The organism is Pseudomonas sp. MS646 (genome assembly GCF_036693845.1).
GTDB lineage: Bacteria > Pseudomonadota > Gammaproteobacteria > Pseudomonadales > Pseudomonadaceae > Aquipseudomonas > Aquipseudomonas chlororaphis_E.
In genome coordinates this window covers 4,359,009-4,383,889 of record NZ_CP144763.1, presented here as the reverse complement: position 1 = coordinate 4,383,889, position 24,881 = coordinate 4,359,009, and the positions used below count along the sequence as shown (strand labels likewise).

Annotated in this window: 27 protein-coding genes; 23 read left to right on the top strand and 4 right to left on the bottom strand. The window is 62.9% G+C overall.

Annotation, left to right across the window (positions count from 1 at the left end; genetic code table 11):
* The first annotated feature begins 25 nt into the window (after positions 1–25).
* From fabF to araH, 17 genes are all read left to right on the top strand, one after another.
* A complete protein-coding gene (gene fabF, locus V3H56_RS19125; protein ID WP_047736424.1) occupies positions 26–1,270 on the top strand; it encodes a beta-ketoacyl-ACP synthase II in 1,245 nt (414 codons plus the stop codon).
* Positions 1,270–2,085 carry an aminodeoxychorismate lyase gene (gene pabC / locus V3H56_RS19120; RefSeq protein WP_042730329.1) on the top strand — a complete coding sequence of 272 codons (816 nt, stop codon included), beginning with the start codon at positions 1,270–1,272 and terminating at the stop codon, positions 2,083–2,085. The genes fabF and pabC overlap by 1 nt, the downstream gene beginning before the upstream one ends.
* A gap of 3 nt (positions 2,086–2,088) precedes the next feature.
* The gene (gene mltG, locus V3H56_RS19115) at positions 2,089–3,249 is read left to right on the top strand and encodes an endolytic transglycosylase MltG (RefSeq protein ID WP_080922082.1); all 1,161 of its coding nucleotides are present in this window, start codon (positions 2,089–2,091) and stop codon (positions 3,247–3,249) included.
* Between the two features lie 19 nt (positions 3,250–3,268).
* Positions 3,269–3,901, top strand: a complete 633-nt coding sequence (gene tmk / locus V3H56_RS19110) for a dTMP kinase (RefSeq protein ID WP_042730327.1) — start codon at positions 3,269–3,271, stop codon at positions 3,899–3,901.
* Positions 3,894–4,880 carry a DNA polymerase III subunit delta' gene (locus V3H56_RS19105; protein WP_047736421.1) on the top strand — a complete coding sequence of 329 codons (987 nt, stop codon included), beginning with the start codon at positions 3,894–3,896 and terminating at the stop codon, positions 4,878–4,880. The genes tmk and V3H56_RS19105 overlap by 8 nt, the downstream gene beginning before the upstream one ends.
* A gap of 42 nt (positions 4,881–4,922) precedes the next feature.
* The gene (locus V3H56_RS19100; RefSeq protein ID WP_042730325.1) at positions 4,923–5,279 is read left to right on the top strand and encodes a PilZ domain-containing protein; all 357 of its coding nucleotides are present in this window, start codon (positions 4,923–4,925) and stop codon (positions 5,277–5,279) included.
* 11 nt (positions 5,280–5,290) lie between these two features.
* Complete coding sequence (locus tag V3H56_RS19095; RefSeq protein ID WP_047736420.1) at positions 5,291–6,085, top strand: TatD family hydrolase; 795 nt, start codon at positions 5,291–5,293, stop codon at positions 6,083–6,085.
* Positions 6,086–6,470: 385 nt separating this feature from the next.
* Positions 6,471–7,109, top strand: a complete 639-nt coding sequence (locus tag V3H56_RS19090) for a TetR/AcrR family transcriptional regulator (RefSeq protein WP_042730323.1) — start codon at positions 6,471–6,473, stop codon at positions 7,107–7,109.
* 136 nt (positions 7,110–7,245) lie between these two features.
* Positions 7,246–8,214, top strand: coding sequence for a radical SAM protein (locus V3H56_RS19085; RefSeq protein WP_042730322.1), 969 nt, complete (start codon positions 7,246–7,248; stop codon positions 8,212–8,214).
* A 137-nt stretch (positions 8,215–8,351) separates the two neighbouring features.
* Positions 8,352–8,957, top strand: a complete 606-nt coding sequence (locus tag V3H56_RS19080) for a DUF4823 domain-containing protein (RefSeq protein WP_042730321.1) — start codon at positions 8,352–8,354, stop codon at positions 8,955–8,957.
* A gap of 15 nt (positions 8,958–8,972) precedes the next feature.
* A complete protein-coding gene (locus V3H56_RS19075; protein WP_042730320.1) occupies positions 8,973–9,533 on the top strand; it encodes a DUF1285 domain-containing protein in 561 nt (186 codons plus the stop codon).
* 175 nt (positions 9,534–9,708) lie between these two features.
* Positions 9,709–10,455 carry a FadR/GntR family transcriptional regulator gene (locus V3H56_RS19070; RefSeq protein WP_042730319.1) on the top strand — a complete coding sequence of 249 codons (747 nt, stop codon included), beginning with the start codon at positions 9,709–9,711 and terminating at the stop codon, positions 10,453–10,455.
* Positions 10,452–11,327 carry an SMP-30/gluconolactonase/LRE family protein gene (locus V3H56_RS19065; protein WP_047736419.1) on the top strand — a complete coding sequence of 292 codons (876 nt, stop codon included), beginning with the start codon at positions 10,452–10,454 and terminating at the stop codon, positions 11,325–11,327. Before V3H56_RS19070 ends, V3H56_RS19065 begins: the two co-directional genes overlap by 4 nt.
* Positions 11,328–11,563: 236 nt before the next feature.
* Positions 11,564–12,382: an SDR family oxidoreductase gene (locus V3H56_RS19060; protein WP_047736418.1), complete on the top strand. Its 819-nt coding sequence runs from the start codon at positions 11,564–11,566 to the stop codon at positions 12,380–12,382.
* 175 nt (positions 12,383–12,557) lie between these two features.
* Positions 12,558–13,562, top strand: a complete 1,005-nt coding sequence (locus V3H56_RS19055; RefSeq protein WP_042730316.1) for a substrate-binding domain-containing protein — start codon at positions 12,558–12,560, stop codon at positions 13,560–13,562.
* Positions 13,563–13,628: 66 nt separating this feature from the next.
* Positions 13,629–15,173, top strand: coding sequence for an L-arabinose ABC transporter ATP-binding protein AraG (araG, locus tag V3H56_RS19050; protein WP_042730315.1), 1,545 nt, complete (start codon positions 13,629–13,631; stop codon positions 15,171–15,173).
* Between the two features lie 9 nt (positions 15,174–15,182).
* Complete coding sequence (gene araH / locus V3H56_RS19045; RefSeq protein ID WP_042730314.1) at positions 15,183–16,151, top strand: L-arabinose ABC transporter permease AraH; 969 nt, start codon at positions 15,183–15,185, stop codon at positions 16,149–16,151.
* Positions 16,152–16,307: 156 nt separating this feature from the next.
* Here the strand turns inward: araH and V3H56_RS19040 are convergent, their stop codons facing one another.
* Both V3H56_RS19040 and V3H56_RS19035 read right to left on the bottom strand, forming a co-directional pair.
* Positions 16,308–16,688, bottom strand: a complete 381-nt coding sequence (locus tag V3H56_RS19040; protein WP_338473760.1) for a Rho termination factor N-terminal domain-containing protein — start codon at positions 16,686–16,688, stop codon at positions 16,308–16,310.
* A 32-nt stretch (positions 16,689–16,720) separates the two neighbouring features.
* Positions 16,721–17,068, bottom strand: coding sequence for a hypothetical protein (locus V3H56_RS19035; RefSeq protein WP_338473759.1), 348 nt, complete (start codon positions 17,066–17,068; stop codon positions 16,721–16,723).
* A gap of 188 nt (positions 17,069–17,256) precedes the next feature.
* Between V3H56_RS19035 and V3H56_RS19030 the strand changes: the two genes are divergently transcribed.
* On the top strand, positions 17,257–17,739 hold the full coding sequence (locus V3H56_RS19030; protein WP_042730311.1) for a GNAT family N-acetyltransferase: 483 nt from the start codon (positions 17,257–17,259) through the stop codon (positions 17,737–17,739).
* Between the two features lie 5 nt (positions 17,740–17,744).
* Here the strand turns inward: V3H56_RS19030 and V3H56_RS19025 are convergent, their stop codons facing one another.
* The gene (locus V3H56_RS19025; protein WP_123578329.1) at positions 17,745–18,377 is read right to left on the bottom strand and encodes a glutathione S-transferase family protein; all 633 of its coding nucleotides are present in this window, start codon (positions 18,375–18,377) and stop codon (positions 17,745–17,747) included.
* A 188-nt stretch (positions 18,378–18,565) separates the two neighbouring features.
* On the opposite strand from V3H56_RS19025, the gene V3H56_RS19020 reads away from it, so the two are divergent.
* The 5 genes from V3H56_RS19020 (at position 18,566) to V3H56_RS19000 (ending at position 23,748) form a co-directional block, all read left to right on the top strand.
* Positions 18,566–19,549 (top strand): 2-dehydro-3-deoxygalactonokinase, encoded by a 984-nt coding sequence (locus V3H56_RS19020; protein WP_338473758.1) that lies wholly within the window; start codon positions 18,566–18,568, stop codon positions 19,547–19,549.
* A gap of 19 nt (positions 19,550–19,568) precedes the next feature.
* Positions 19,569–20,189 carry a 2-dehydro-3-deoxy-6-phosphogalactonate aldolase gene (locus V3H56_RS19015; RefSeq protein WP_042732130.1) on the top strand — a complete coding sequence of 207 codons (621 nt, stop codon included), beginning with the start codon at positions 19,569–19,571 and terminating at the stop codon, positions 20,187–20,189.
* 49 nt (positions 20,190–20,238) lie between these two features.
* Positions 20,239–21,387, top strand: a complete 1,149-nt coding sequence (gene dgoD, locus V3H56_RS19010; RefSeq protein WP_042732129.1) for a galactonate dehydratase — start codon at positions 20,239–20,241, stop codon at positions 21,385–21,387.
* Positions 21,388–21,574: 187 nt separating this feature from the next.
* Positions 21,575–22,885: an MFS transporter gene (locus V3H56_RS19005; RefSeq protein WP_042732128.1), complete on the top strand. Its 1,311-nt coding sequence runs from the start codon at positions 21,575–21,577 to the stop codon at positions 22,883–22,885.
* Positions 22,886–22,944: 59 nt separating this feature from the next.
* Positions 22,945–23,748, top strand: a complete 804-nt coding sequence (locus V3H56_RS19000) for an IclR family transcriptional regulator (protein WP_042732127.1) — start codon at positions 22,945–22,947, stop codon at positions 23,746–23,748.
* A 55-nt stretch (positions 23,749–23,803) separates the two neighbouring features.
* Here V3H56_RS19000 and V3H56_RS18995 read toward each other — a convergent pair whose 3' ends face one another.
* Positions 23,804–24,856 carry an NAD(P)-dependent alcohol dehydrogenase gene (locus V3H56_RS18995; protein WP_338473757.1) on the bottom strand — a complete coding sequence of 351 codons (1,053 nt, stop codon included), beginning with the start codon at positions 24,854–24,856 and terminating at the stop codon, positions 23,804–23,806.
* Positions 24,857–24,881 lie beyond the last annotated feature (25 nt).

Sequence of the window (24,881 nt, the reverse complement as noted above, 5' to 3'; positions counted from 1 at the left end):
TCGTCATTAGAAAAAGGAGAGTGCTGTGTCGCGTAGACGCGTCGTAGTCACCGGTATGGGTATGTTGTCCCCACTGGGCACGGATGTGCCGGGCAGTTGGCAGGGCATTCTGGCTGGCCGCAGTGGCATTGGTCTGATCGAACACACCGACCTTTCTGCCTATTCCACCCGCTTTGGCGGCTCGGTAAAGGGTTTCAATGTCGAGGAATACCTGTCGGTCAAGGAAGCCCGCAAGCTTGACCTGTTCATTCAATACGGCCTGGCAGCCGGTTTCCAGGCAGTGCGCAACGCTGGCCTGGAGGTCACCGACGCCAACCGTGAACGCATCGGCGTGGCCATGGGCTCGGGTATTGGCGGCTTGACCAATATCGAAGAAACCAGCCGCACGCTGCACGATTCGGGGCCGCGACGGATTTCTCCGTTCTTCGTGCCGGGCTCGATCATCAATATGATTTCCGGTTTCCTGTCGATCCACCTCGGCGCACAGGGACCCAACTACGCCATCGCCACGGCGTGCACCACCGGTACTCACTGCATCGGCATGGCCGCGCGCAACATCATGTACGACGAAGCCGATGTGATGATTGCCGGCGGTGCCGAGATGGCGGCCTGTGGCCTGGGCATGGGCGGCTTCGGCGCATCCCGTGCCTTGTCGACCCGCAACGACGAGCCGACCCGCGCGAGCCGGCCATGGGACAAGGGCCGCGATGGTTTCGTGTTGTCCGACGGTGCTGGAGCACTGGTGCTTGAGGAACTGGAGCACGCCAAGGCGCGCGGCGCGACCATCTATGCCGAATTGATCGGCTTTGGCACCAGCGGCGACGCCTACCACATGACCTCGCCACCCGCCGATGGCGCCGGTGCGGCCCGCTGCATCGCCAACGCCCTGCGTGACGCTAAGATCAATGGCGACCAGGTGCAGTACATCAACGCCCACGGCACCTCGACCCCGGCCGGCGACCTGGCCGAGGCGCAGGCGATCAAGACGGTGTTCGGCGATCACGCCTACAAGCTGGCGGTCAGTTCGACCAAGTCCATGACCGGTCACCTGCTGGGTGCGGCAGGGGCGGTTGAAGCGATCTTCAGCGTGCTGGCGATCAACAGCCAGGTGGCGCCGCCGACCATCAACCTGGACGAGCCGGACGAAGGCTGCGACCTGGACTTCGTGCCGCACACGGCCCGCGGCATGGACATCGACGTGGTGTTGTCCAACTCCTTCGGCTTCGGCGGGACCAACGGCTCGCTGGTGTTCCGCCGGTTCGCCGGTTGATGGAGAGCTGGGTCGACGGTCTGCCGGCCGACGTCCTGTCGCTGAAAGATCGCGGCCTGGCTTATGGCGATGGAGTGTTTGAAACCATCGCCGTGCGCGGCGGCCGACCGCTGCTGCTGGCGCGCCACCTGCAACGCCTGGAAAATGGCTGCCGGCGGCTGGCGCTGAAGGTTGACCCGGTGGCGCTGAGCATCGAGCTGGAGGCCTACGCCCTAAGGCTGGGTGACGGCGTGCTGAAGTTGATCGTGACCCGCGGCGACAGCCTGCGCGGTTATGCGGCGGACCCATCCGCCCCGGTACGGCGCATCCTGCAGGGTAACCCGCCGCCGGCTTATCCTGCCGCCCATGCCGAACAAGGCGTGCACCTGTTTCCCTGTACCGTACGCTTGTCCGAGCAGCCCTTGCTCGCAGGCCTCAAGCACCTCAATCGCCTGGAGCAGGTGCTGGCCCGGGCCGAATGGACCGATGCACAGTACGCCGAAGGCCTCATGCTGGATGCGTCCGGGCGAGTGATCGAAGGGGTGTTCAGCAACCTGTTCCTGGTGCGCGATGGTGCATTGATCACCGCTGACCTGAGCCGCTGCGGCGTGGCCGGGGTGATGCGCGCGGAATTATTGTTTCAAGCCGAGTCCCTGGGCATCGCCACCGACATCACCGATATTCCCCTCGAACAACTGCACCAGGCCGATGAAGTCTTCGTCTGCAACAGCGTCTATGGCGTGTGGCCCGTGCGCGCATGTGGTTCGGCACGCTGGTCGGTTGGGCCGCTCACCCGTAAACTGCAGACCCTTGCCCGCGCGTTATTGGATGCCTGATTCGTGAGACGTAAATTCTTGCTGCTGCTGGAGACCGGACTGGTTCTGGCAGGGCTGCTGATGGGCGTTTCTGCCTGGAAGATTCATTCGGCGCTGCAACAGCCGCTGAACATCACCCAGGAAGAAATGCTGGACGTACCCAACGGGACCACCCCGACCGGGACCCTCAAGCGCCTGGAGGCCGACGGCCTGATCAGGGACGCTTTCTGGCTGCGCATCTACTGGCGCTTCAATCTGGCCGACCAGCCGTTGCACTCCGGTGAGTACCGGATGGTGCCGGGCATGACCATGGAAGGCCTGATCAGTGTCTGGAAGCGCGGCGAAGTGGTGCAGTACGGCGTGACCTTCGTGGAAGGCTGGAATTTCCGCCAGGTGCGTGCAGCGCTGGCCAAGACCGACAAGCTGCAGCAGACCCTTGCTGGTCTGAGCGACAGCCAGGTCATGGAGCGTCTCGGGCATCCCGGGGTGTTCCCCGAGGGGCGGTTCTTCCCCGACACCTATCGCTTCGTGCGCGGCACATCGGATGTCGAGCTGTTGGCAAAAGCCTATGACCGCTTGGAAGACGTGCTTGCCAAGGAATGGGCCCAGCGCGCCGCCGATGTGCCTTACACCCAGCCCTATCAGGCGCTGATCATGGCGTCGCTGGTGGAGAAGGAAACCGGGGTGCCCCAGGAACGCGGCCAGATCGCCGGCGTATTCGTACGGCGCATGCGCCTGGGCATGTTGCTGCAAACCGATCCCACGGTCATCTACGGCCTGGGCGAGCGCTACACCGGCAAGCTCACCCGTGCCCACCTCAAAGAAGAAAACCCGTACAACACCTATCTGATTCCGGGTTTGCCGCCCACGCCGATTGCGATGGTGGGCCGCGAAGCGATTCATGCGGCGTTGAACCCGACTCCGGGCGACAGCCTCTACTTCGTCGCCCGAGGCGACGGCAGCCATGTGTTCTCCGACGACCTGGAGTCGCATAACAACGCTGTGCGCGAGTTCCAGCTCAAGCGCCGTGCCGATTACCGTTCCAGCCCGGCCCCGACCGCGCCGGACGGGCAGGCCCCGATTCCGGCGGCCTCGCCCGACACGCAACCCGAAGCCGTGCCCCAGGTACCGGCGCAGCAACCGGCCCCCGAGCCGGACGCCAGCGAGCCGCCGAGCCCGCAATGACTCTGATTAAGGACTGCCCGTGACTGGCTTGTTTATTACGCTGGAAGGCCCGGAAGGCGCCGGCAAGAGTACCAACCGCGACTACCTGGCCGAGCGCCTGCGGGCCGCCGGCATCGAAGTGGTGTTGACCCGTGAGCCGGGCGGCACGCCTTTGGCCGAGCGGATTCGCGAGGTGCTGTTGGCGCCGATCGAAGAAGTCATGAACCCGGACACCGAGCTGTTGCTGGTGTTTGCCGCACGCGCGCAACACCTGGCCGAAGTGATACGCCCGGCGCTGGCCCGTGGCGCGGTGGTGCTGTGCGACCGCTTCACCGATTCGACCTATGCCTACCAGGGCGGCGGCCGGGGCTTGTCGCTGGAGCGTATTGGCGCACTGGAAACCTTCGTCCAGGGCGACCTGCGGCCGGACCTGACCCTGGTGTTCGACCTGCCGGTGGAAATCGGCCTGGCCCGCGCCAGCGCCCGTGGCCGGCTGGATCGCTTCGAGCTGGAAGGCCAGGCCTTCTTCAATGCGGTGCGCAACGCCTTCCTGGGCCGTGCCAAGGCCGATCCGGCGCGCTACCTGTTGATCGACGCCGCTCAGCCGCTGGCCCAGGTCCAGCAGTCCCTGGACGCGTTGTTGCCAGGTTTGCTGGAGCGCGCCCGTGGCTGAAGCCTATCCCTGGCAAGACGGGCTCTGGCAGCAACTGGCCGGTCGTGCCCAGCATGCCCACGCCTATCTGTTGCACGGCCCGGTCGGGATCGGCAAGCGGGCATTGGCCGAGCGCCTGATGGCGAGCTTGCTGTGCCAGCGCCCGACGGCCTCGAACGCGTGTGGCGAGTGCAAATCCTGCCTGTTGCTCAAGGCCGGCAGCCATCCGGACAATTACGTGCTGGAGCCGGAAGAGGCGGACAAGGCGATCAAGGTCGACCAGGTTCGCGACCTGGTCAGTTTCGTGGTCCAGACCTCGCAGATGGGCGGGCGCAAGGTGGTGCTGATCGAGCCGGTCGAGTCGATGAACATCAATGCCGCCAACGCCCTGCTCAAGAGCCTGGAGGAGCCTTCCGGCGACACCGTGCTGTTGCTGGTCAGCCACCAGCCTAGCCGTTTGCTGCCCACCATCAAGAGCCGTTGCGTGCAACAGGCCTGCCCGCTGCCAAGCCAGGCGATGAGCCTGCAATGGCTGGCCCAGGCCCTGCCCGACAACACCGACGAGGAGCGTGCCGAGTTGCTGACCCTCGCGGCCGGCTCGCCCCTGGCGGCGGCCAGCCTCCAGGCCCAGGGCGTGCGCGAGCAGCGAGCGCTGGTGGTGGACGGGGTCAAGAAACTGCTCAAGCAACAGCAATCGCCCACGCAGCTGGCCGAAGGCTGGAACGCCATACCGTTGCTCCTGCTGTTCGACTGGTTCTGCGACTGGTCGAGCCTGGTCCTGCGCTACCAGCTCACCGAAGACGAGGCCGGCCTTGGGCTGGCGGACATGCGCAAGGTGATCCAGTACCTGGCGCAAAAAAGCAGCCAGGACAAAATCTTGAACATTCAGGACTGGATACTTGCCCAACGTCAGAAGGTGCTGAGCAAGGCGAACCTCAATCGGGTACTGTTGCTCGAAGCGCTGTTGGTGCAGTGGGCGAGTTTGCCTGGTCGCAACTGACAGACACCGCCTAGACTGAGCTCAATCGCAGCGGAGATCAGCATGAACGAACCTGTCAGTCCCGGCCCACGCAATGGCATCCTGTCCCTCACCATCAAGGACAAGTCGGTGCTCTACGCTGCCTACATGCCCTTCATCAAGAATGGCGGCCTGTTCATTCCCACGAACAAGCATTATCGCTTGGGCGACGAGGTGTTCATGCTGCTGAGCCTGATGGATGAAGCGGAAAAAATCCCGGTCGCCGGCAAGGTGATCTGGATGACGCCCAAGGGCGCCCAGGGCAACCGCGCCGCCGGTGTTGGCGTGCAGTTCAGCGATGGCGACAATAGCGCCCGCAACCAGATCGAAACCCACTTGGCCGGCTCCCTGAAGTCCGACCGTCCTACCCATACGATGTAGCCCAGCCCTTTATGCTTGTAGATTCCCATTGTCACCTCGACCGCCTCGACCTCGCCGCCCATGATGGCTCCCTGGATGCCGCCCTGGACGCCGCCCGCCAGCGAGGTGTCGGCCATTTCCTGTGCATCGGCGTCAGCGCCGACAACGCCGCCGACGTCAAGGCGCTGGCCGAGCGTTATGCCGATGTCGATTGTTCGGTCGGTGTCCACCCGCTGGATGTCCAGCCTGACGCCGCCCCTGCGCTCGACTGGCTGCTGCGTGAGCTCGATCATCCACGGGTGGTAGCCATTGGCGAGACCGGCCTGGACTACCACTACGAGCCCGAAGCCGCCGACGTCCAGCAGGCATCGTTCCGCCTGCACCTGGAAGCGGCTCGGCAGACTGGCAAGCCGGTGATCATTCACACCCGAGGTGCCCGGGCCGATACCCTGGCCTTGCTGCGCGAGGCTGCGCTGCCTCAGGCCGGAGTGCTGCACTGTTTCACCGAAGACTGGGACATGGCCAAGGCTGCGCTGGACATGGGTTATTACATCTCCTTGTCCGGGATCGTCACGTTTCGCAATGCCGATGCCTTGCGTGACGTGGCCAGCAAGGTGCCGGCCGACCGCCTGCTGGTGGAAACCGATGCGCCTTACCTGGCGCCGATTCCCTATCGCGGCAAGCCCAACCTGCCGCAATACGTGCGGGAAGTGGCGCAGTTCCTGGCGATGCTGCGTGGCGAGTCGTACGAGCGTTTCGCCGAGCAGACCACGGAGAATTTTAAGAAATTGTTTCCACTGGCCCACGTCCGCGCGGCGCAGGCCTGAATTTCATGCAAAAAAAACCCGGGTTCTGGGGGGTGAATCCGGGTTAAGACCATTAGGAGTAAAACAAAGGCACGCGGTCCTTTGGTACCTTTATCAGCGCGTCACTTGGGGGAGATGTCGCGCCGACAGTTGAAGTATTGATCACTATGCCGACGCGTCCAGTCGGGCCCGGACGGTTTTTAAACAAATTTGGAATACGCTCGCTTCGGATAGGTTCTCACTGTGGCTGCGGCCAGGGAGGTAGAGCGTATCGAGGTGAATCCTGGGAAGCCTGGCATGCGCGGTTTTCTGAAGAACTGCGGCCGAGAACGGATGATCCGTGCATTTTTGCGTAAGTTAGGCATAATACCCGGCTTCGAATTTTGACCCTTCAGACCTTTTTCTTATGCACAAAGAACCCCGTAAGGTCCGTGAGTTTCGCCGCCGCGAGCAGGAAATTCTCGACACCGCGCTCAAGTTGTTCCTCGACCAGGGTGAAGACAGTGTCACCGTCGAGATGATTGCGGATGCCGTGGGTATCGGCAAAGGCACGATCTATAAACATTTCAAATCCAAGGCGGAGATCTACCTGCGCCTGATGCTCGACTACGAGCGCGATTTGAACGAGCTGCTGCATTCGGCCGATGTGGACAAGGACAAGGAGGCGCTGTCGCGGGCCTACTTCGAGTTCCGCATGCGCGACCCGCAGCGCTACCGCCTGTTTGATCGCCTGGAAGAGAAGGTGGTCAAGGGCAACCAGGTGCCGGAAATGGTCGAGGAGCTGCACAAGATCCGTGCCTCGAACTTCGAGCGCCTGACGTTGTTGATCAAGGGTCGGATCACTGAAGGCAAGCTCGAAGACGTGCCGCCTTATTTCCACTACTGCGCGGCCTGGGCGCTGGTGCATGGCGCGGTGGCGTTGTATCACTCGCCGTTCTGGAGCAACGTGCTGGAAGATCAGGAAGGCTTCTTCCAGTTCCTGATGGACATCGGCGTGCGCATGGGCAACAAGCGCAAGCGCGATACGGACGTGCCGAGCAACTGACATTCAGCTGCCTGATTGCGCCATGTCCGCTTACATGGCGCAGTGCCCCAGGAATATACTCAGGCATGGGCCTTGCGCAGACTTGATTTCTAGGTCAAGTTTTATCAGCCCCATTATCCTTTCGCCGGAGTGATCCATGATCGTTGACCGTCAAGGCAGGCGTTTCCGCAATCTGCGGATCAGCCTGACTTCAGCCTGCAATTACGCCTGTACCTACTGCGTGCCCGACGGCAAGCGGCTGGTGGCTGCGCAGGATGAACTGTCGGCCGACGCGATGGCGCGGGGCGTGGCCTACCTGATCGAGGCGGCCGGCATCGAGCGGCTGCGCATTACCGGTGGCGAGCCGTTGGTCAGTCCGAAGCTTGAGCGATTCATGGCCGCGGTGGGGCAGATGGGCCTGGAAGACATCAGCCTGACCACCAATGGCCAGTTGCTGGCGAAAAAGCTGCCCTTACTGGTTGACGCCGGGATTCGCCGCATCAACGTTTCCCTCGATACCCTGGATCCCGCGGCGTTTCGCAGTATCGCCCGGGGCGGTGACCTGGCGACCGTGCTCGATGGCATGGAGCAGGCCCGGGCCGCCGGGATGAAGATCAAAGTCAACATGGTGCCGTTGCGCGGGCAGAACCTGGACCAGGTGATGCCGTTGCTCGAATACTGCCTGGCGCGCGGCTATGAACTGCGGTTCATCGAGCTGATGCGCATGGGGCACCTGGCCAGCGACTCGAATGCATTCTTGCAGCAGTTCGTCAGCCTCCAGCAACTGCTCAGCCTGATCGGCGACCAATACGAATACCTGCAGGCCAACGCGCCCGTGGACGCCACGGCGGTGCGCTACGAGATCCCGGGGCTGGGGTATTTCGGCGTGATTGCCAACGAAAGCGTGCCGTTTTGCCGGACCTGTTCGCGGCTGCGGTTGTCGTCCACGGGTTGGCTGCACGGCTGCCTGTCGTCGAGCAATCGGCACTTTGTCGGCGACCTGCTCGACAAACCCCGTCACCAGGCGTTGCCTGCCCTTCAACGATTGTTGGTCAAGGCGCTGGGGGATAAGCAGGAAGTCGCGTTTTCCGGCGGTGCAACCATCATGAAAATCATCGGCGGCTGACGGCCGTTGTGGCGAGGGCGCTTGCTCCCTCGCCACGGATATCCGAGGCTGAAATTCCGACAAGTTCCTGAGCTGGCGCAAAAGCTGCATCCCACGGCCATTCGCCGGTTTTCCGACACCGGTTCTTGGAGGGTAGGATGCGTAGCCTGGTTTTGCTGCTGGCCGTTTTGGCGCTTGGCGGCTGTATGAATGTCAGCGACATGGGAGAGGGCGTTCGTTACCACATGAGTGATGCCGGCCTGCTGGACCACAGCGACAGCCGTCGGGTGAACAACCTGCGTATTCAGCCGGACTCGTTCATCTTCATCGCCCAGGGAGCCTTCGCCCCGCCAGGTGGCGCTTATCCGCGGCCCAACGTGGTGGCCGAGGAGGCCTTCAACGGTTTCATCGAATACTTCCCCATGGTTCGTCGCGCCCGCGCCCCCGAAGGCCTCGACCAGGCCATGGGCGAAGCCCGCGCCGCCGGCGCTCATTACCTGCTGTACACCCGTTTCGCCAAGGCGGATAACCGCATCGGCAACACCGACGAATGGGCGGACGAGGAAGCGGTGGATCGCCTGGGGGTCGACACCAGTGTGATTCAGATCATGTTGATCGAGACCAGCACCCAGTATTTGATTGATACTGCACGCATCAAGAGTCGTGGCGGTTTACTGACGTTGCACGACAAACAGCCCCAAGACCTCATCGCCACGCCGTTGCGTGAGTATGCCCGCAGCCTGCTGGGGATGAGCGACGAGTAACCACGAGGAGTCACCATGAGCGGACCGCAAAAAGCCAATGACTTGCTGGGGCAGATCCCCAAGACCAAAGGCCTGCCACCGGTCCACTTGTGGAACCCCGACTTCTGCGGCGACATCGATATGCGCATCGCCCGGGACGGCACCTGGTACTACCTGGGCACTCCCATCGGGCGCAAGCCGATGGTCAAACTGTTCTCTACCATCATCCGCCGCGACGGCGATGATTATTTCCTGATCACCCCTGTGGAAAAAGTCGGCATCCAGGTCGACGACGCGCCGTTCGTGGCCGTGACCCTGGACGTCGAAGGCGAGGGGGAAGGGCAGCTCCTGCGTTTTACCACCAATGTCGAGGAAACCACCGAAGCCGGCCCCGAGCATCCGATGCGAGTGGTGATCGATCCTCAAACCCAGGAACCCGCGCCCTACGTCCATGTGCGCAGTAATCTCGAAGCGCTGATCCACCGCAATGTGTTTTACCAACTGGTGGAATTGGCGGTCAGTCGTGAGATGGATGGGCAGCGCTGGCTGGGTGTGTGGAGTGGTGGCGAGTTCTACCCGATAGGCCTGGAGCCTTAGATCCTGTGGGAGCGGGCTTGCTCGCGAAGGCGATAAGTCAGTCAAATCAATGTTTGCCGATCTACCGCCTTCGCGGGCAAGCCCGCTCCCACATTGTTTTGTGCAAGATTCGGATTGACACCCAATCGTATGATGATTAGCGTGGGCCACCACAAGAACAGCCCACGGGGTCTCCATGTCCAGCAGTTTTCATGCATCGACCGTCGATTGGTTGGGTGGCTGGATAGCCGCCGGCCAGGTCAAGCCTGGGCAAACCATCAAGGTCGAAGCGGACCTGGGCGAACAGCTGGGCGTCAGCCGTACGGTGATTCGCGAGGCGATCAAGACCCTGGTGGCCAAAGGCATGCTGGAGGTCGGGCCGAAAGTCGGTACCCGGGTATTGCCCGTGCGCCGCTGGAACCTGTTCGACCCGCAGGTGGTCGGCTGGTTGTCGCGCAGCGGCCTGCCGGAAAACTTTGTCGATGACCTGTTGGACCTGCGTCGTACCATCGAACCAATGGCGGTCCGCTGGGCCTGCGAGCGCGCCACGGCCGACCAGGTGACGGCGATTCGCCTGGCCTACCATGCCCTGGAACGGGCGGTGGACAGCGGCACCGATTACAACCGTGCCGACCAGTTCTTCCACGAGTGCATCCTCGCCGCCAGTCATAATCAGTTCATCGAACAGATGGTCCCGGCCCTCGGGGCGTTGCTGGCCGTGTCGTTCGAGGTGTCGGCCGCCGACCCGGATGAACTGCGGCGCACATTACCCATCCATAAGGACATCGCCGAAGCCATCGCCGCCCGTGACGCGGCGCGAGGCGTGTGGGCCTGCATGACCCTGATCGATAACGCCGACCTGGCGATCAAACGCTTTTACCCCAATGTCATGGCCGGTCGCACGGAGACCGCCGGACCCATCGGGAACAGGAGATTTCAATGAAGTGCAAGGCTGTGACGGAACACCGTGCGCAATTGGGCGAAGGGCCCTTCTGGGATGAACCGACCCAGGCGTTGTACTGGGTCGACATCGCCGGCAAGCAGGCGCTTCGGTTGATCGGCGCCAATGTGCAGATCTGGCAGATGCCCGAGCATGTCTCGGCCTTTATCCCAACCCAGAATGGCGACGCGCTGGTGACCCTGAGCAGCGGTGTCTATCGGCTGGACCTCGACTCGCCTGGGCTGCAACCGCGCCTGACGCTGCTGTGCATGGCCGATCCCCAGCCCGGCAACCGCCCCAACGAGGCCCGCTGCGATGCCCAGGGCCAGCTCTGGCTCGGCACCATGCAGAACAACATCGGCGAAGCCGGCGAAGACTTGCCCATCGAACGACGTTCCGGCGGGTTGTTTCGCGTCGGTAGCGACGGCCGGGTGATGCCGCTGTTACGTGGGCTGGGCATTCCCAATACGTTGCTGTGGAGCCCCGACGGCACCACGGTGTACTTCGGCGACAGCCTCGACGGCACGCTGTATCGGCACTTTATCTACCCCGAAGGCCACTTGGCGCCGCCCGAGGTCTGGTTCGGCCCCCACCCGCGCGGCGGGCCCGATGGTTCGGCAATGGACGCCCGTGGCTACATCTGGAACGCGCGCTGGGATGGCAGTTGCCTGCTGCGCTTGCACCCGGACGGCCATGTCGACCAGGTGATCGAGTTGCCTGTCAGCCGCCCGACCAGCTGTGTGTTTGGCGGCGAAGACCTCAAGACGCTGTACATCACCAGCGCGGCGAGCCCGCTGGGCCACCCGCTGGACGGTGCCGTGCTGTCGATGCGGGTCGATGTGCCAGGGATAGCGTGTACGAGGTTTGCTGGTTAGATCCCAAAATATGGGATGTAAATATATATATTGAGATTGTTGGCCGGCCGGGTTTATAGTCGGCTCCATCAGCAAGACGCACTCACACTAAAAAAACAAGACAGGTGAAGTGATGCAACGATCCTCCCCCGTGCGCCCCGGTGGCGTACGCGAGCCAGTGTTTTTCCAAGTGCCTCTGGACCGGTCATCCGTGGATGCCCGGTTTTCGTCATGCCTGGAAACAGGAGATTTGATCCATGGCTGATGCGCTTCGCCTGCCGCCCGTGCCGGAGCCACCCAAGGGCGAGCGCCTGAAGGGCAAGGTCGTGTTGCTCACCGGGGCGGCCCAGGGGATTGGCGAGGCGATCGTCGCCGCGTTCGCGTCGCAACAGGCACGGTTGGTGATCAGCGACATCCAGGCGCAGAAGGTCGAGCAAGTGGCCGCGCTCTGGCGTGAGCGCGGGGCGGACGTCCACGCCATGCGGGCTGACGTGTCGAACCCGCAGGACCTGGACGCCATGGCCCGCCGGGCTGTCGAATTGCATGGTCGCATCGACGTGCTGGTGAACTGCGCCGGCGTCAACGTCTTCCGTGACCCGCTGGAAATGACCGAGCAAGACTGGCGGCGCTGTTTCGCCATCGACCTGGATGGTGCCTGGTACGGTTGCAAGGCGGTGTTGCCGCAGATGATCGAGCAGGGCGTTGGCAGCATCATCAACATCGCCTCGACCCATTCGTCCCACATTATTCCCGGCTGTTTCCCATACCCGGTGGCCAAGCACGGCCTGTTGGGCCTGACCCGCGCCCTGGGCATCGAATACGCACCCAAGGGGGTACGCGTGAACGCCATCGCCCCGGGGTATATCGAAACCCAACTGAACGTCGACTACTGGAACGGCTTTGCCGATCCCCATGCCGAACGCCAGCGAGCACTGGACCTGCACCCGCCGCGGCGTATCGGGCAACCGATCGAAGTGGCCATGACGGCGGTGTTCCTGGCCAGCGATGAAGCACCTTTTATCAATGCCTCATGCATCACCATCGATGGTGGGCGTTCGGTCATGTACCACGACTGAACGAACCTGGATGGCCGGGTGAAATTTCGCCTGTCATCCAATCATCATACGATATGACTATTTAGGCCTATGCTGTGTAGCAACGTGCTGTAACCGCCCAGCCTGCGTTTTTTCACCGACGGTGGAGCAGGGCCCTGGACGTCTGGCTTTCAATAAAAAAAACAAGGAGTCAACTATGAAGCATCGTCGTGGGATCCGTTCCCTGTGCCGCGCCGCCCTGGCGGTTACCGCGGTCAGCCTCAGCAGCAGCTTGCTGGCGGCTGATCCCGTGAAAATCGGTTTCCTGGTCAAGCAGGCCGAGGAGCCTTGGTTCCAGACCGAATGGGCGTTCGCCGAGAAGGCGAGCAAGGATAAAGGCTTCGAACTGATCAAGATTGCCGTGCCCGATGGCGAGAAAACCCTTTCGGCCATCGACAGCCTGGCCGCCAACGGCGCCAAGGGTTTCGTGATCTGCCCGCCGGACGTGTCCCTCGGCCCGGCCATCATGGCCAAGGCCAAGCTCAACGACCTCAAGGTCATTGCCGTCGACGACCGTTTCGTCGACGCCAGCGGCAAGTTCATGGAAGACGTCCCGTACCTGGGCATGGCCGCGTTCGAAGTAGGCCAGAAGCAGGGCGCCGCCATGGCTGCCGAAGCGAAAAAACGTAACTGGGACTGGAAGGACACCTACGCGGTGATCAACACCTTCAACGAGCTGGACACCGGTAAGAAGCGCACCGACGGTTCGGTCGATGCATTGAAGAAGGCCGGGATGCCGCAAGACCATATCCTCTTTTCGGCGCTCAAGACCCTCGACGTACCAGGCAGCATGGACTCCACCAACTCCGCCCTGGTGAAACTGCCCAGCGGCGCGAAGAACTTGATCATCGGCGGCATGAACGACAACACCGTGCTGGGCGGCGTGCGCGCCACCGAAAGTGCCGGCTTCAAGGCAGCGAACGTGATCGGGATCGGTATCAACGGCACCGACGCCATTGGCGAGCTGAAGAAACCCGACAGCGGCTTCTTTGGGTCAATGCTGCCAAGCCCGCACATCGAAGGCTACAAGACCGCCGAGATGATGTACGAGTGGATCACCACCGGCAAGGAACCGCCGAAGTACACCGCAATGGACGAGGTGACGCTGATCACCCGCGAGAACTTCAAGCAGGAGCTGGAAAAAATCGGCCTGTGGAACTGACGGTCGGTTGATTCAAGAGTGGCCCTGGTAACGGGGCCGCTTGATCTCTGTGAGTTCGAGGTGGTTATGCAAGCGCAAACAGCGACACAACAACACAACATCGGCGGCAGCTTGCGGTTCAACGGGATCGGCAAATCCTTTCCCGGCGTGCAGGCGCTGGCCAACATCAGTTTCGTCGCGCATCCGGGTCAGGTTCATGCCTTGATGGGCGAGAACGGCGCGGGCAAGTCCACGTTGCTGAAGATCCTCGGCGGCGCCTACATCCCGAGCAGCGGCGAGCTGCAGATCGGCGAGCAGACGATGGCCTTCAAATCCACCGCCGACAGCATCGCCAGCGGCGTGGCGGTGATTCACCAGGAGTTGCACCTGGTGCCGGAAATGACCGTCGCCGAGAACCTGTTCCTCGGCCATCTGCCGGCTCGCTTCGGCCTGGTCAACCGTGGGTTGTTGCGCCAGCAGGCGCTGAACCTGCTCAAGGGCCTGGCCGACGAAATCGACCCGCACGAAAAGGTCGGCCGCCTGTCCCTCGGCCAGCGCCAATTGGTGGAAATCGCCAAGGCGCTGTCCCGTGGCGCCCATGTCATCGCCTTCGACGAACCCACCAGCAGCCTGTCGGCCCGGGAGATCGACCGGTTGATGGCGATCATCGCGCGCCTGCGGGATGAGGGCAAAGTGGTGCTGTATGTCAGCCACCGCATGGAAGAGGTGTTCCGCATCTGCAACGCGGTGACGGTGTTCAAGGACGGTCGCTACGTGCGCACCTTCGAGAACATGGGCGAGCTGACCCACGACCAGTTGGTCACCTGCATGGTCGGCCGCGATATCCAGGACATCTACGATTACCGTGCGCGCGAGCGCGGCGAAGTGGCGTTGCAGGTCGAGCGCCTGCTCGGGCCGGGGCTGCGCGAGCCGGTGAGTTTCCAGGTGCACAAGGGTGAAATCCTTGGCCTGTTCGGGTTGGTGGGGGCCGGTCGCACCGAGCTCCTGCGCTTGCTGAGCGGTCTGGAGCGCCAGACCGAAGGGCGCCTGGTCTTGCATGGCCAGGAACTGACACTGCGTTCGCCCCGGGACGCCATCGGTGCCGGCGTGCTGCTTTGCCCGGAAGACCGCAAGAAGGAAGGCATCATGCCCCTGGCGAGCGTGGGCGAGAACATCAACATCAGCGCCCGTAGCGCCCATTCCACCCTGGGGTGCCTGTTGCGCGGCGATTGGGAGCGGGGCAACGCCGACAAACAGATCAAGGCGTTGAAAGTGAAGACCCCGACGGCGGGGCAAAAAATCATGTACCTGTCCGGCGGCAACCAGCAGAAGGCGATTCTCGGTCGCTGGCTGTCGATGCCGATGAAGGTGTTGTTGCTGGACGAGCCGACCCGCGGCATCGACATCGGCGCCAAGGCCGAGATCTACCAGATTATCCACAACCTGGCAGCCGACGGTATCGCGGTGATCGTGGTGTCCAGCGACCTGATGGAAGTGATGGGTATTTCCGACCGGATCCTGGTGCTCTGCGAAGGGGCCATGCGTGGCGAGTTGCCGCGCGACCAGGCCAATGAATCCAACCTGCTGCAACTGGCGCTGCCACGCCAACGCGTTGCCGACGCGGCGAACTGAGAGGTAATCATGACCATTCAAAACAATGCACTGCCAACGGCGCGCAAACCCCTGGATATGCGGCGTTTCCTCGACGATTGGGCCATGTTGCTGGCGGCCATCGGGGTCTTCGTGCTCTGCACGCTGTTGATCGACAACTTCCTGTCGCCTTTGAACATGCGCGGCCTGGGCCTGGCGATTTCCACCACCGGCATCGCCGCTTGCACCATGTTGTATTGCCTGGCCTCCGGGCACTTCGACCTGTCGGTCGGCTCGGTGATCGCCTGTGCCGGCGTGGTCGCGGCCGTGGTGATGCGCGACACCGACAGCGTGTTGCTGGGCGTCGGCGCGGCGCTGGTGATGGGGCTGATCGTCGGCCTGATCAACGGCATCGTCATCGCCAAGCTGCGGGTCAATGCGTTGATCACCACGCTGGCGACGATGCAGATCGTCCGCGGCCTGGCCTACATCTTCGCCAACGGTAAAGCGGTGGGCGTGTCCCAGGAAGCGTTCTTCGTGTACGGCAACGGCCAGTTGTTCGGCGTGCCGGTGCCGATCCTGATCACCATTGCCTGTTTCCTGTTTTTTGGCTGGCTGCTGAACTACACCACCTATGGGCGCAACACCATGGCCATCGGCGGCAACCAGGAAGCGGCGTTGCTGGCGGGGGTGAACGTTGATCGCACCAAGATCATCATTTTCGCCGTGCACGGTGTGATCGGCGCCCTGGCCGGGGTGATCCTGGCCTCGCGCATGACCTCGGGGCAACCGATGATCGGCCAGGGCTTCGAGCTGACCGTGATTTCGGCCTGCGTCCTGGGTGGAGTGTCGCTCAGCGGTGGTATCGGCATGATCCGCCACGTGATTGCCGGCGTGCTGATCCTGGCGATCATCGAAAACGCGATGAACCTGAAGAACATCGACACCTTCTACCAATACGTCATCCGCGGCTCGATCCTGTTGCTGGCGGTGGTGATCGACCGCCTGAAACAGCGCTGAACCCTGCGGCGGCCGGGCGGGCCCCTTCGCGGGCAAGCCCGGCTCCCACAGTGGCTGCGGTGGTGGGTGATTTTGTGGTGGGTGCGAATCTTGTGCCGGCCTGGGCTTTGTGGGAGCGAGCTTGCTCGCGAAGGCGTCATCCCTGACGCTCAACCATCACCCTGCCTTGCGCAACGCCTCGACCAGTTCCTGCTTGCGCATCTTCGAACGCCCGGGGATGTTTTTCGCCCGGGCTTCCTTCATCAGGCTGTCCACCGTTTGCGTCTGGTGGGAGGCCTTGCTGCTGCGCGGATGGCCTTCGCGGGTCTTGGCGGCGCGGCGGGCGGACGCCTTGCGATCGGTTTTCTTCCGCGCCACCGGCTTGTCCTTCCCCGAACCGCCGGCGCGTTCGCCACCCCCCGATTGCTTGTTCACCGTCGCCCAGGCCCGGGCCTCGGCCTTCTCTTCGGACAAGCCTTTCTTCTCGTAGCTTTCCTCGATGTGCTCGGCCTTGCGCTTTTGCTCGGCGGTGTACTTGTCTTTGCTTCCACGAGGCATGGGATCTTCCTCCTCCGGTGTGTGAGCCGCGCTTACTGGCTGGCGCCGCCGCCTTCGGAACCCGAACCCCCGGTGGTGGTTTTCGAGCCCACGCCGGTGCCGGCGTTGTCGGGGGCGGTGGCGTCCGGGGTATTCATCCCGCCCTGGCGCCCCGTGTCATTGCCCTGCACGCGCGGGTCGGTGCCGGCGGCTGGTGGCTGACCATTGTTCAAGGTGCCGCCGCCGGTACCGTCGGTGTTCAACTTGGGCAGCCCTTGGGTGGCCGGGGAGTTGGGCGCCTGCACGGGGTCGGTCGGCCCGGTGCCGGAAGTGGTCGCCGCGAACGCCGCCGAGGACAGCAGCGTGGCGAGGGTAAATGCAGTCAGCCTTGAAGTGATCATGGTGTCGCCTCCATTTTTTTGAATGCTTGCCTGATCTTGGGCCTTGGCGGTTCGAGGTTGGTGCCTGGAGGGCGACGAATGGCGCATTGGAAAACCGCCTGTCTATCTGCCAGAAGCTGGACGCTGCCCGTGACGAGCGCGACGTAGCGGCTTAGTATGGCGTTTTCAATTGGCTACAAGGCCTGTCCATGTCGATCGAGATCCGTCCCGCGCAACCCAGCGATGCGCCGCAAATCCTTGCCTTCATCACCGAATTGGCCGATTACGAAAAGGCTCGTCACGAAGTCATCGCCAGTGTGGCCGACATCGAGCGCAGCCTGTTCAGCGAAGGCGCGACCGCCCACGGTTTGATCTGTCTGCGCGATGGCGTGCCGATCGGTTTCGCAGTGTTTTTCTTCAGCTACTCCACCTGGCTGGGCAGCAATTGCCTGTACCTGGAGGACCTGTACATCACCCCCGACCAGCGCGGCGGCGGGGCGGGCAAGACGCTGTTGCGGCATCTGGCGAAGATCGCCTGTGACAACGATTGCGGCCGTTTCGAATGGAGTGTCCTGGACTGGAACACGCCGGCCATCGAGTTCTACAAGTCCCTGGGTGCGCAGCCTCAGGAAGAATGGGTGCGCTACCGCATGGACGGCAAGGTGCTACGGGATTTCGCCCAGGGCCATTGAACGGCTCACGAGTGGTCGTTGGACGCCCACTGGGCAAATCCCGGTCGCTGCTCCAGGCGCTTGCAATACGCGGCAACGGCCGGGTAGTGCGGGCGCTCCATGGGCGCCTGGCGCCAGCGGTGCACGGATAGGCCGATGAGCACGTCGGCCAGGGAAAAATCGGCACCCGCCACGTACGCGCCGGTGCGGTTCAACTGCTGCTCCAACAGGCCCATCTTCTCATTCCAGCCCTTGATGCCTGCGGCAATGGCCGACGGGTCTTGCATCGCCGGGTTCTTGCGCACCAGCGCGTGAAACGCGTAGCCCCATGACGGGTTGAGCTCCGTCGCCTGCCAGTCCATCCACTGTTCGATCCGCGCCCGCGCAGCCGGTTCGACGGGCAGCAGATCGCTGCGTCCATGCTTGCCCACCAGGTAGCGGCAGACGGTGTTCGATTCCCAGAGCACACCATTCTCGTCAATGATCACCGGCACCTGGGCGTTGGGGTTCAGCGCCAGGAATTCCGGGTTCTGGGTCGAATTGAAGCCGATGCCCCAGTCTTCCCGGTCGTAGTCGATGGCCAGTTCCTGGCAGGTCCACAGCACCTTCCTGACGTTGATCGAAGAGGTCCGACCGAGAATTTTCAACAGTTGTCCCATTACGTTTTCCCTGAGAGTAGAGGCATCCGACGCAGAACGTAGCAGGGTCGCGGGCGGATGGCGATGGGTTTGGCGGAGGGTGGTTTTATTCCCAATATATGGGAGTGTTATTTATATATTGAGATTTTTCTGTGCTCAGGTTTATAGTCCGCCTCACTCACTGCCAAAAAACAGAACAGGTGAAGCGGATGCAGGCGCAATTGATCGCGCTCGATTGGGGGACCACCTCATTACGGGCTTACAAACTCGCTGCCGGCGGCGAGGTGCTGGAACAGCGCGCGCTGTCGTCGGGGATCATGCAATTGCCCGCCGGGCCGCGCACCGTGGCCGGTCGGCTATGCAGCGATGGTTTCGAGCTGGCGTTCGACGAGGCCTGTGGCGACTGGCTCGATGCACAGCCAGGCTTGCCAGTGATTGCCTGCGGCATGGTGGGCAGCGCCCAAGGCTGGCGCGAAGCGCCTTACTGCGACACGCCGGCCAACGTGGCCAATCTCGGACATTCCCTACAAACCGTTCGCAGTCTTCGCGGTGTCGATGTGCACATCGTGCCCGGCGTGATCCAACGTTCCCGCTTGCCCAATGTGATGCGGGGTGAAGAGACCCAGGTACTTGGTGCCCTGCACAGCCTGCCGGACGAAGCCGTGTTGATCGGCCTGCCCGGCAGCCACTCGAAATGGGTAGAAGTGGCTGCCGGCTGCATCGTGCATTTCGATACCTTCATGACCGGTGAGATCTTCGCCGTGCTCAGTGATCACAGCATTCTCGGTCGGACCCAGCAGCGGGGCGCGACGTTCGACGGCGAGGCCTTCGATCGCGGCGTGCAGGTGGCGTTGTCCACGGACGGTCAGATCGGCCCGCTGTCGACGGTGTTCAGCGCCCGTAGCCTCGGCCTGACCGGTGCACTCGGCGCCGCAGCCCAAGCGGACTACCTTTCCGGCCTGTTGATCGGCCACGAATTGACGGCGCTGGCCGCCGTGCAACGCCAGCGGCGCAACAGCGTCCACCTGCCAACGGTGGTGCTGATCGGCAATTCCCAACTCTGCGCCCGTTATCAACGAGCGCTCGACGCCTGCGGTTTTACCCGGGTGACCCTGGCCGAACAGGCCACCGAACGTGGTTTGTGGCAACTGGCCGTGGCGGCCGGGCTGCTCGATTCCACCGCATCGCGTTAACCCTGACTGGAGGTCTGACATGCTCACTCAAGCACTGGCGCACAACGGGCTGATCGCGATCCTGCGTGGTCTGCGTCCCGAAGAGGCGGCAGCCATCGGCGAAGTCCTGTACAGCGCCGGATTTCGCGTCATCGAGGTACCGCTCAATTCCCCCGAGCCGTACGAAAGTATCCGCATTCTGCGCAGTACCTTGCCTGCCGATTGCCTGATCGGTGCCGGCACCGTGCTTACGCCTGAGCAGGTGGAACAGGTCAAGGCCGCCGGCGGCCAGGTGATCGTCATGCCCCACAGCGACCCGAAAGTCTTGCGTGCGGCGAAAGCGGCAGGGCTGTACCTGTCGCCGGGGGTCGCCACGCCCACCGAAGCCTTCGCCGCACTGGCCGAAGGCGCCCATGTCCTGAAGCTGTTTCCCGCCGAGCAAATGGGCCCGGCAGTGGTCAAGGCCTGGCTCGCCGTGCTGCCGGCCGGGACTGTGCTGGTGCCGGTGGGCGGGATCACGCCGGACAACATGGCGGTGTTCGTCGAGGCTGGCGTCAAGGGCTTCGGCCTCGGTTCCGGGCTGTTCAAGCCGGGCCTGACGGCCGAGGAGGTCGCGGTGCGCGCCAAGGCCTATGTGGCCGCGTGGAATGCCCTGAACTGAAGATTTTTCCGGCGCTGCAGGCGCTGCATCCGATAAGAGAGACAACAAGATGAAAATCACCAAACTGACCACCTTCATCGTTCCGCCGCGCTGGTGCTTCCTCAAGGTCGAGACCGACGAGGGTGTCACCGGTTGGGGCGAGCCCGTGGTCGAGGGCCGTGCCCACACTGTGGCGGCAGCCGTTGAAGAATTGTCCGACTACCTGATCGGCAAAGACCCACGCAACATCGAAGACATCTGGACCGTGCTCTATCGCGGCGGCTTCTACCGCGGCGGCGCCGTGCATATGAGCGCCTTGGCCGGCATCGACCAGGCGTTGTGGGACATCAAGGGCAAGGCCCTGGGCGTGTCGGTCAGCGATTTGCTCGGAGGCCAGGTGCGCGACAAGATCCGCGTGTATTCGTGGATCGGCGGTGACCGGCCGGCGGACACCGCCCGCGCCGCCAAAGAGGCCGTGGGCCGTGGCTTCACGGCGGTGAAGATGAATGGCACCGAAGAGCTGCAATTCCTCGACACCTTCGAGAAGGTCGACCTGGCCTTGGCCAACGTCGCCGCCGTGCGCGATGCGGTCGGGCCGAACGTCGGCATCGGCGTGGATTTCCATGGTCGGGTGCACAAGCCGATGGCCAAGGTGCTGATGAAGGAACTTGACCCGTACAAGCTGATGTTCATCGAAGAGCCGGTGCTCAGTGAAAACTACGAAGCGCTCAAGGAACTGGCGCCGCTGACCAGCACGCCGATTGCCCTGGGCGAGCGCTTGTTCTCCCGTTGGGACTTCAAGCGGGTGCTCAGTGAAGGCTACGTCGACATCATCCAACCGGACGCCTCCCACGCCGGCGGCATCACCGAAACCCGCAAGATCGCCAACATGGCCGAGGCCTACGACGTGGCGCTGGCGCTGCACTGCCCGCTGGGGCCGATCGCCCTGGCGGCGTGCCTGCAACTGGACGCCGCGTGCTACAACGCGTTCATCCAGGAGCAGAGCCTGGGCATCCACTACAACGAGAGCAACGACCTGCTGGACTACATCAAGGACCCGCAGGTGTTCGACTATGACCAGGGTTTTGTGAAGATCCCCAATGGCCCGGGCCTGGGCATCGAGATCAACGAGGAGTACGTCATCGAGCGCGCGGCCATCGGCCACCGTTGGCGCAATCCGATCTGGCGGCATGCCGATGGGAGTTTTGCTGAGTGGTAACTGCCTGACACTCCGCCAATCCCTGTGGGAGCGGGCTTGCTCGCGAAGGCGGTGTGTCAGCCGCACATTCGTCAGCTGACACTCCCTCTTCGCGAGCAAGCCCGCTCCCACAGTTTGATCTCCGTAGGTCAGGAGATCGCTCATCAAGCGTCCGCCCCCTCAATAACCATAAGAAGAGGCACCTCACATGCAAGCGCACACCCTGAGCGCGCAGGCGTCGTTGGTGACGCCCAGCCGCAAGCGTTTTTTCATCATGGTCCTGCTGTTCATCACCGTGGTGATCAACTACCTGGACCGCAGCAACCTGTCGATCGCCGCTCCCGCACTGACCAGTGAACTGGGCATCGACCCGATTCATGTCGGGCTGATTTTCTCGGCATTCGGCTGGACCTACGCCGCCATGCAGATTCCTGGCGGTTGGCTGGTGGACCGCGTGCCGCCGCGCATCCTGTACAGCGTGGCGCTGTTGTTATGGTCGGCGGCCACGGTGATGCTCGGTTTCGCCGCCAGCTTCATCGCGCTGTTCGTGTTGCGCATGGCGGTCGGTGCCCTGGAAGCGCCGGCGTATCCGATCAACAGCCGCGTGGTGACCACCTGGTTTCCCGAGCGCGAGCGGGCCACGGCCATCGGTTTCTACACCTCCGGGCAGTTCGTCGGGCTGGCCTTCCTGACTCCGGTGCTGGCGTGGCTGCAACACGCTTTCGGCTGGCACATGGTGTTCGTGGTGACCGGTGCCGTGGGCATTATCTGGGCGGCGATCTGGTACGCGGTGTATCGCGAGCCACGGGATTTCAAAGGCGCCAACGCCGCCGAAATCGAGTTAATCCGCGAGGGCGGCGGGCTGGTGGACATCCAGGCCGAAACCACCCGGGCCAAGGCGAAGTTCAGTTGGGCCGACCTCGGCATCGTCCTGACCCAGCGCAAGCTGTGGGGCATCTACCTAGGGCAGTTCTGCCTGAACTCCACGTTGTGGTTCTTCCTGACCTGGTTCCCGACCTACCTGGTGAAATACCGCGGGATGGACTTCATCAAGTCTGGCTTGTTGGCGTCGTTGCCGTTCCTGGCGGCGTTTGTTGGCGTGTTGTGCTCGGGGTTTTTCTCCGACTGGCTGATCCGGCGCGGTGCCACCGTGGGGTTCGCGCGCAAGCTGCCAATCATTGGCGGGTTGCTGATCTCCACCGCGATCATCGGGGCCAACTTCGTCGAGTCGACACCGCTGGTCATCGCCTTCCTGGCCCTGGCGTTCTTCGGCAATGGCCTGGCGTCGATCACCTGGTCGTTGGTTTCCACCCTGGCGCCGGCACGCCTGCTCGGGCTGACGGGTGGGGTGTTCAACTTCATCGGCAACCTGGCGGCCATCGCCACGCCCATCGTCATCGGCTTCCTGGCCAGTGGCGATTCGTTCGCCCCGGCCATCACCTACATCGCCGTTCTGGCACTGGTTGGCGCGCTGTCCTACATTCTGCTGGTCGGGAAGGTCGAGCGCATCGAGTTGTAGTCCGACGGGGCGGGCGACCATAATGCCGCCCGTTCCCCGCTCACTGTTGAAGGCCGGTTATGCAGCAAGACGAACCAAAAACCACCAAGGACGCAGCGCCTACGGGCACCCAGACATTGCTGCGCGGCCTGGGGGTGGTCCAGGCAGTCGCCAGCGGCGCCCGTGACCTGAAGGAAATCGCCCGGCTGATCGGCACTACCCGCAGCACCACCCATCGCCTCGCCAGTTGCCTGGTGGAGGAACGTTACCTGCGCGTGGTGCCACAAGTGGGTTACCTGCTGGGGCCGAAGTTGATCGAGCTGGGTTTCCAGGCCCGGGAAGAACTGCCGCTGGTGAACCTGGCGGGGCCGTACCTGGACGAATTGTCGGCGCTCACCGGGGACACCGTGCACCTGGCGATCCGCGAAGGCGACGAGGTTTTGTACCTGCTGAAGAATCCGGGGCGCAACGGCCCGGAAATGCGCTCACGGGTGGGCCATCGCATGCCCTTGGCGCGCACCGGGATCGGCAAGGCGTTGATGCTCGATGATTCTCCGCAGATGTGGCAGCGGTTGTATGAAATCAGTCTGCCGGCCGGCGGCAAGCATCAATTCTGGCCCCAGCATCAGGAGCAATCCTGGGAGCAGTTCCAGCAACGGATGCTGGAGTACGTGGCGGGGGGCTATGCGTTCGACCTGGAAGACAACGAACCGTCGATTCGCTGCGTGGCGGCGCCGATTCGTGACGCCGGCAAACGGATTGTCGCCGGTATCAGCATCGCCAGCACCGTGCCGTACATGCCGCTGGAAAAAATGGCCGAGCTGATTCCCCTGGTCAAAGGGGTCACAGCCCGGCTTTCGGCGGAGTTGGGCGCCAAGGTCTGATGAGTGGCCGGTGTGGCTAATTCGAGTATTCGAATTAACCGTACAGGCCACTGCGTCAGGCCTTGAGCGTGGCCATGTCGATGACGAAGCGATACTTCACGTCACCGGCGATCATGCGGCTGTAGGCCTCGTTGATCTGGCGGATGTCGAGCATCTCGATGTCGCAACTGATGTTGTGTTCGGCGCAGAAGTCCAGCACTTCCTGGGTTTCAGCGATGCCACCGATCAGCGAGCCGGCCAGGGCCCGGCGACCCATGATCAAGTTGGCCGCATGCACTGGCGGATCGATCGGCTCGACCAGGCCCACCAGGATGTGCACGCCGTCGAAGCGCAGGGTACTGAGGTAGGGGTTGAGGTCGTGCTGTACCGGAATGGTGTCCAGCAGGAAGTGGAAGCGTCCGGCTGCGGCGGCCATCTGCGCGGCGTCGGTGGATACGATCACATGATCGGCACCCTGGCGACGGGCTTCTTCGGCCTTGCTGGCCGAGCGGGTGAACAACGTGACTTCCGCGCCCATGGCCTTGGCGAACTTGATGCCCATGTGGCCGAGGCCGCCCATGCCCAACACGCCGACCTTGTCGCCGGCTTTCACGCCGTGGTGTTTGAGCGGGGAGTAGGTCGTGATGCCTGCGCAGAGGATCGGTGCGGCGCTGGCCAGGTCCAGTCCAGCCGGGATGCGCAGCACGAAGTGCTCCTGGACCACGATGCTGTTGGAGTAGCCACCCATGGTATGGCCGCCACTCACGCGGTCCGGGCTGGCGTAGGTCTGGGTCATACCCTGATAGCAGTATTGCTCCAGGTCGGCATGACAGGCTTCGCACTCGCGGCAGGAGTCGACCATGCAGCCTACGCCCACCACGTCGCCGACCTTATGGCGGGTCACATTCGCACCGACGGCGGTAACCTTGCCGACGATCTCGTGGCCAGGCATCAGCGGGTAGACGGCGATGCCCCACTCGTTGCGCGCCTGGTGGATGTCGGAGTGGCAGACGCCGCAGTAGAGAATTTCGATCGCCACGTCGTCGGCCCGTGGGCTGCGGCGTTCGAACTTCATAGGGGCGAGGGGCGCGGTGGGTGATTGAGCGGCGTATCCGATGGCGGTGTACATGATGGACCTCGCTAAGCAGTGAACA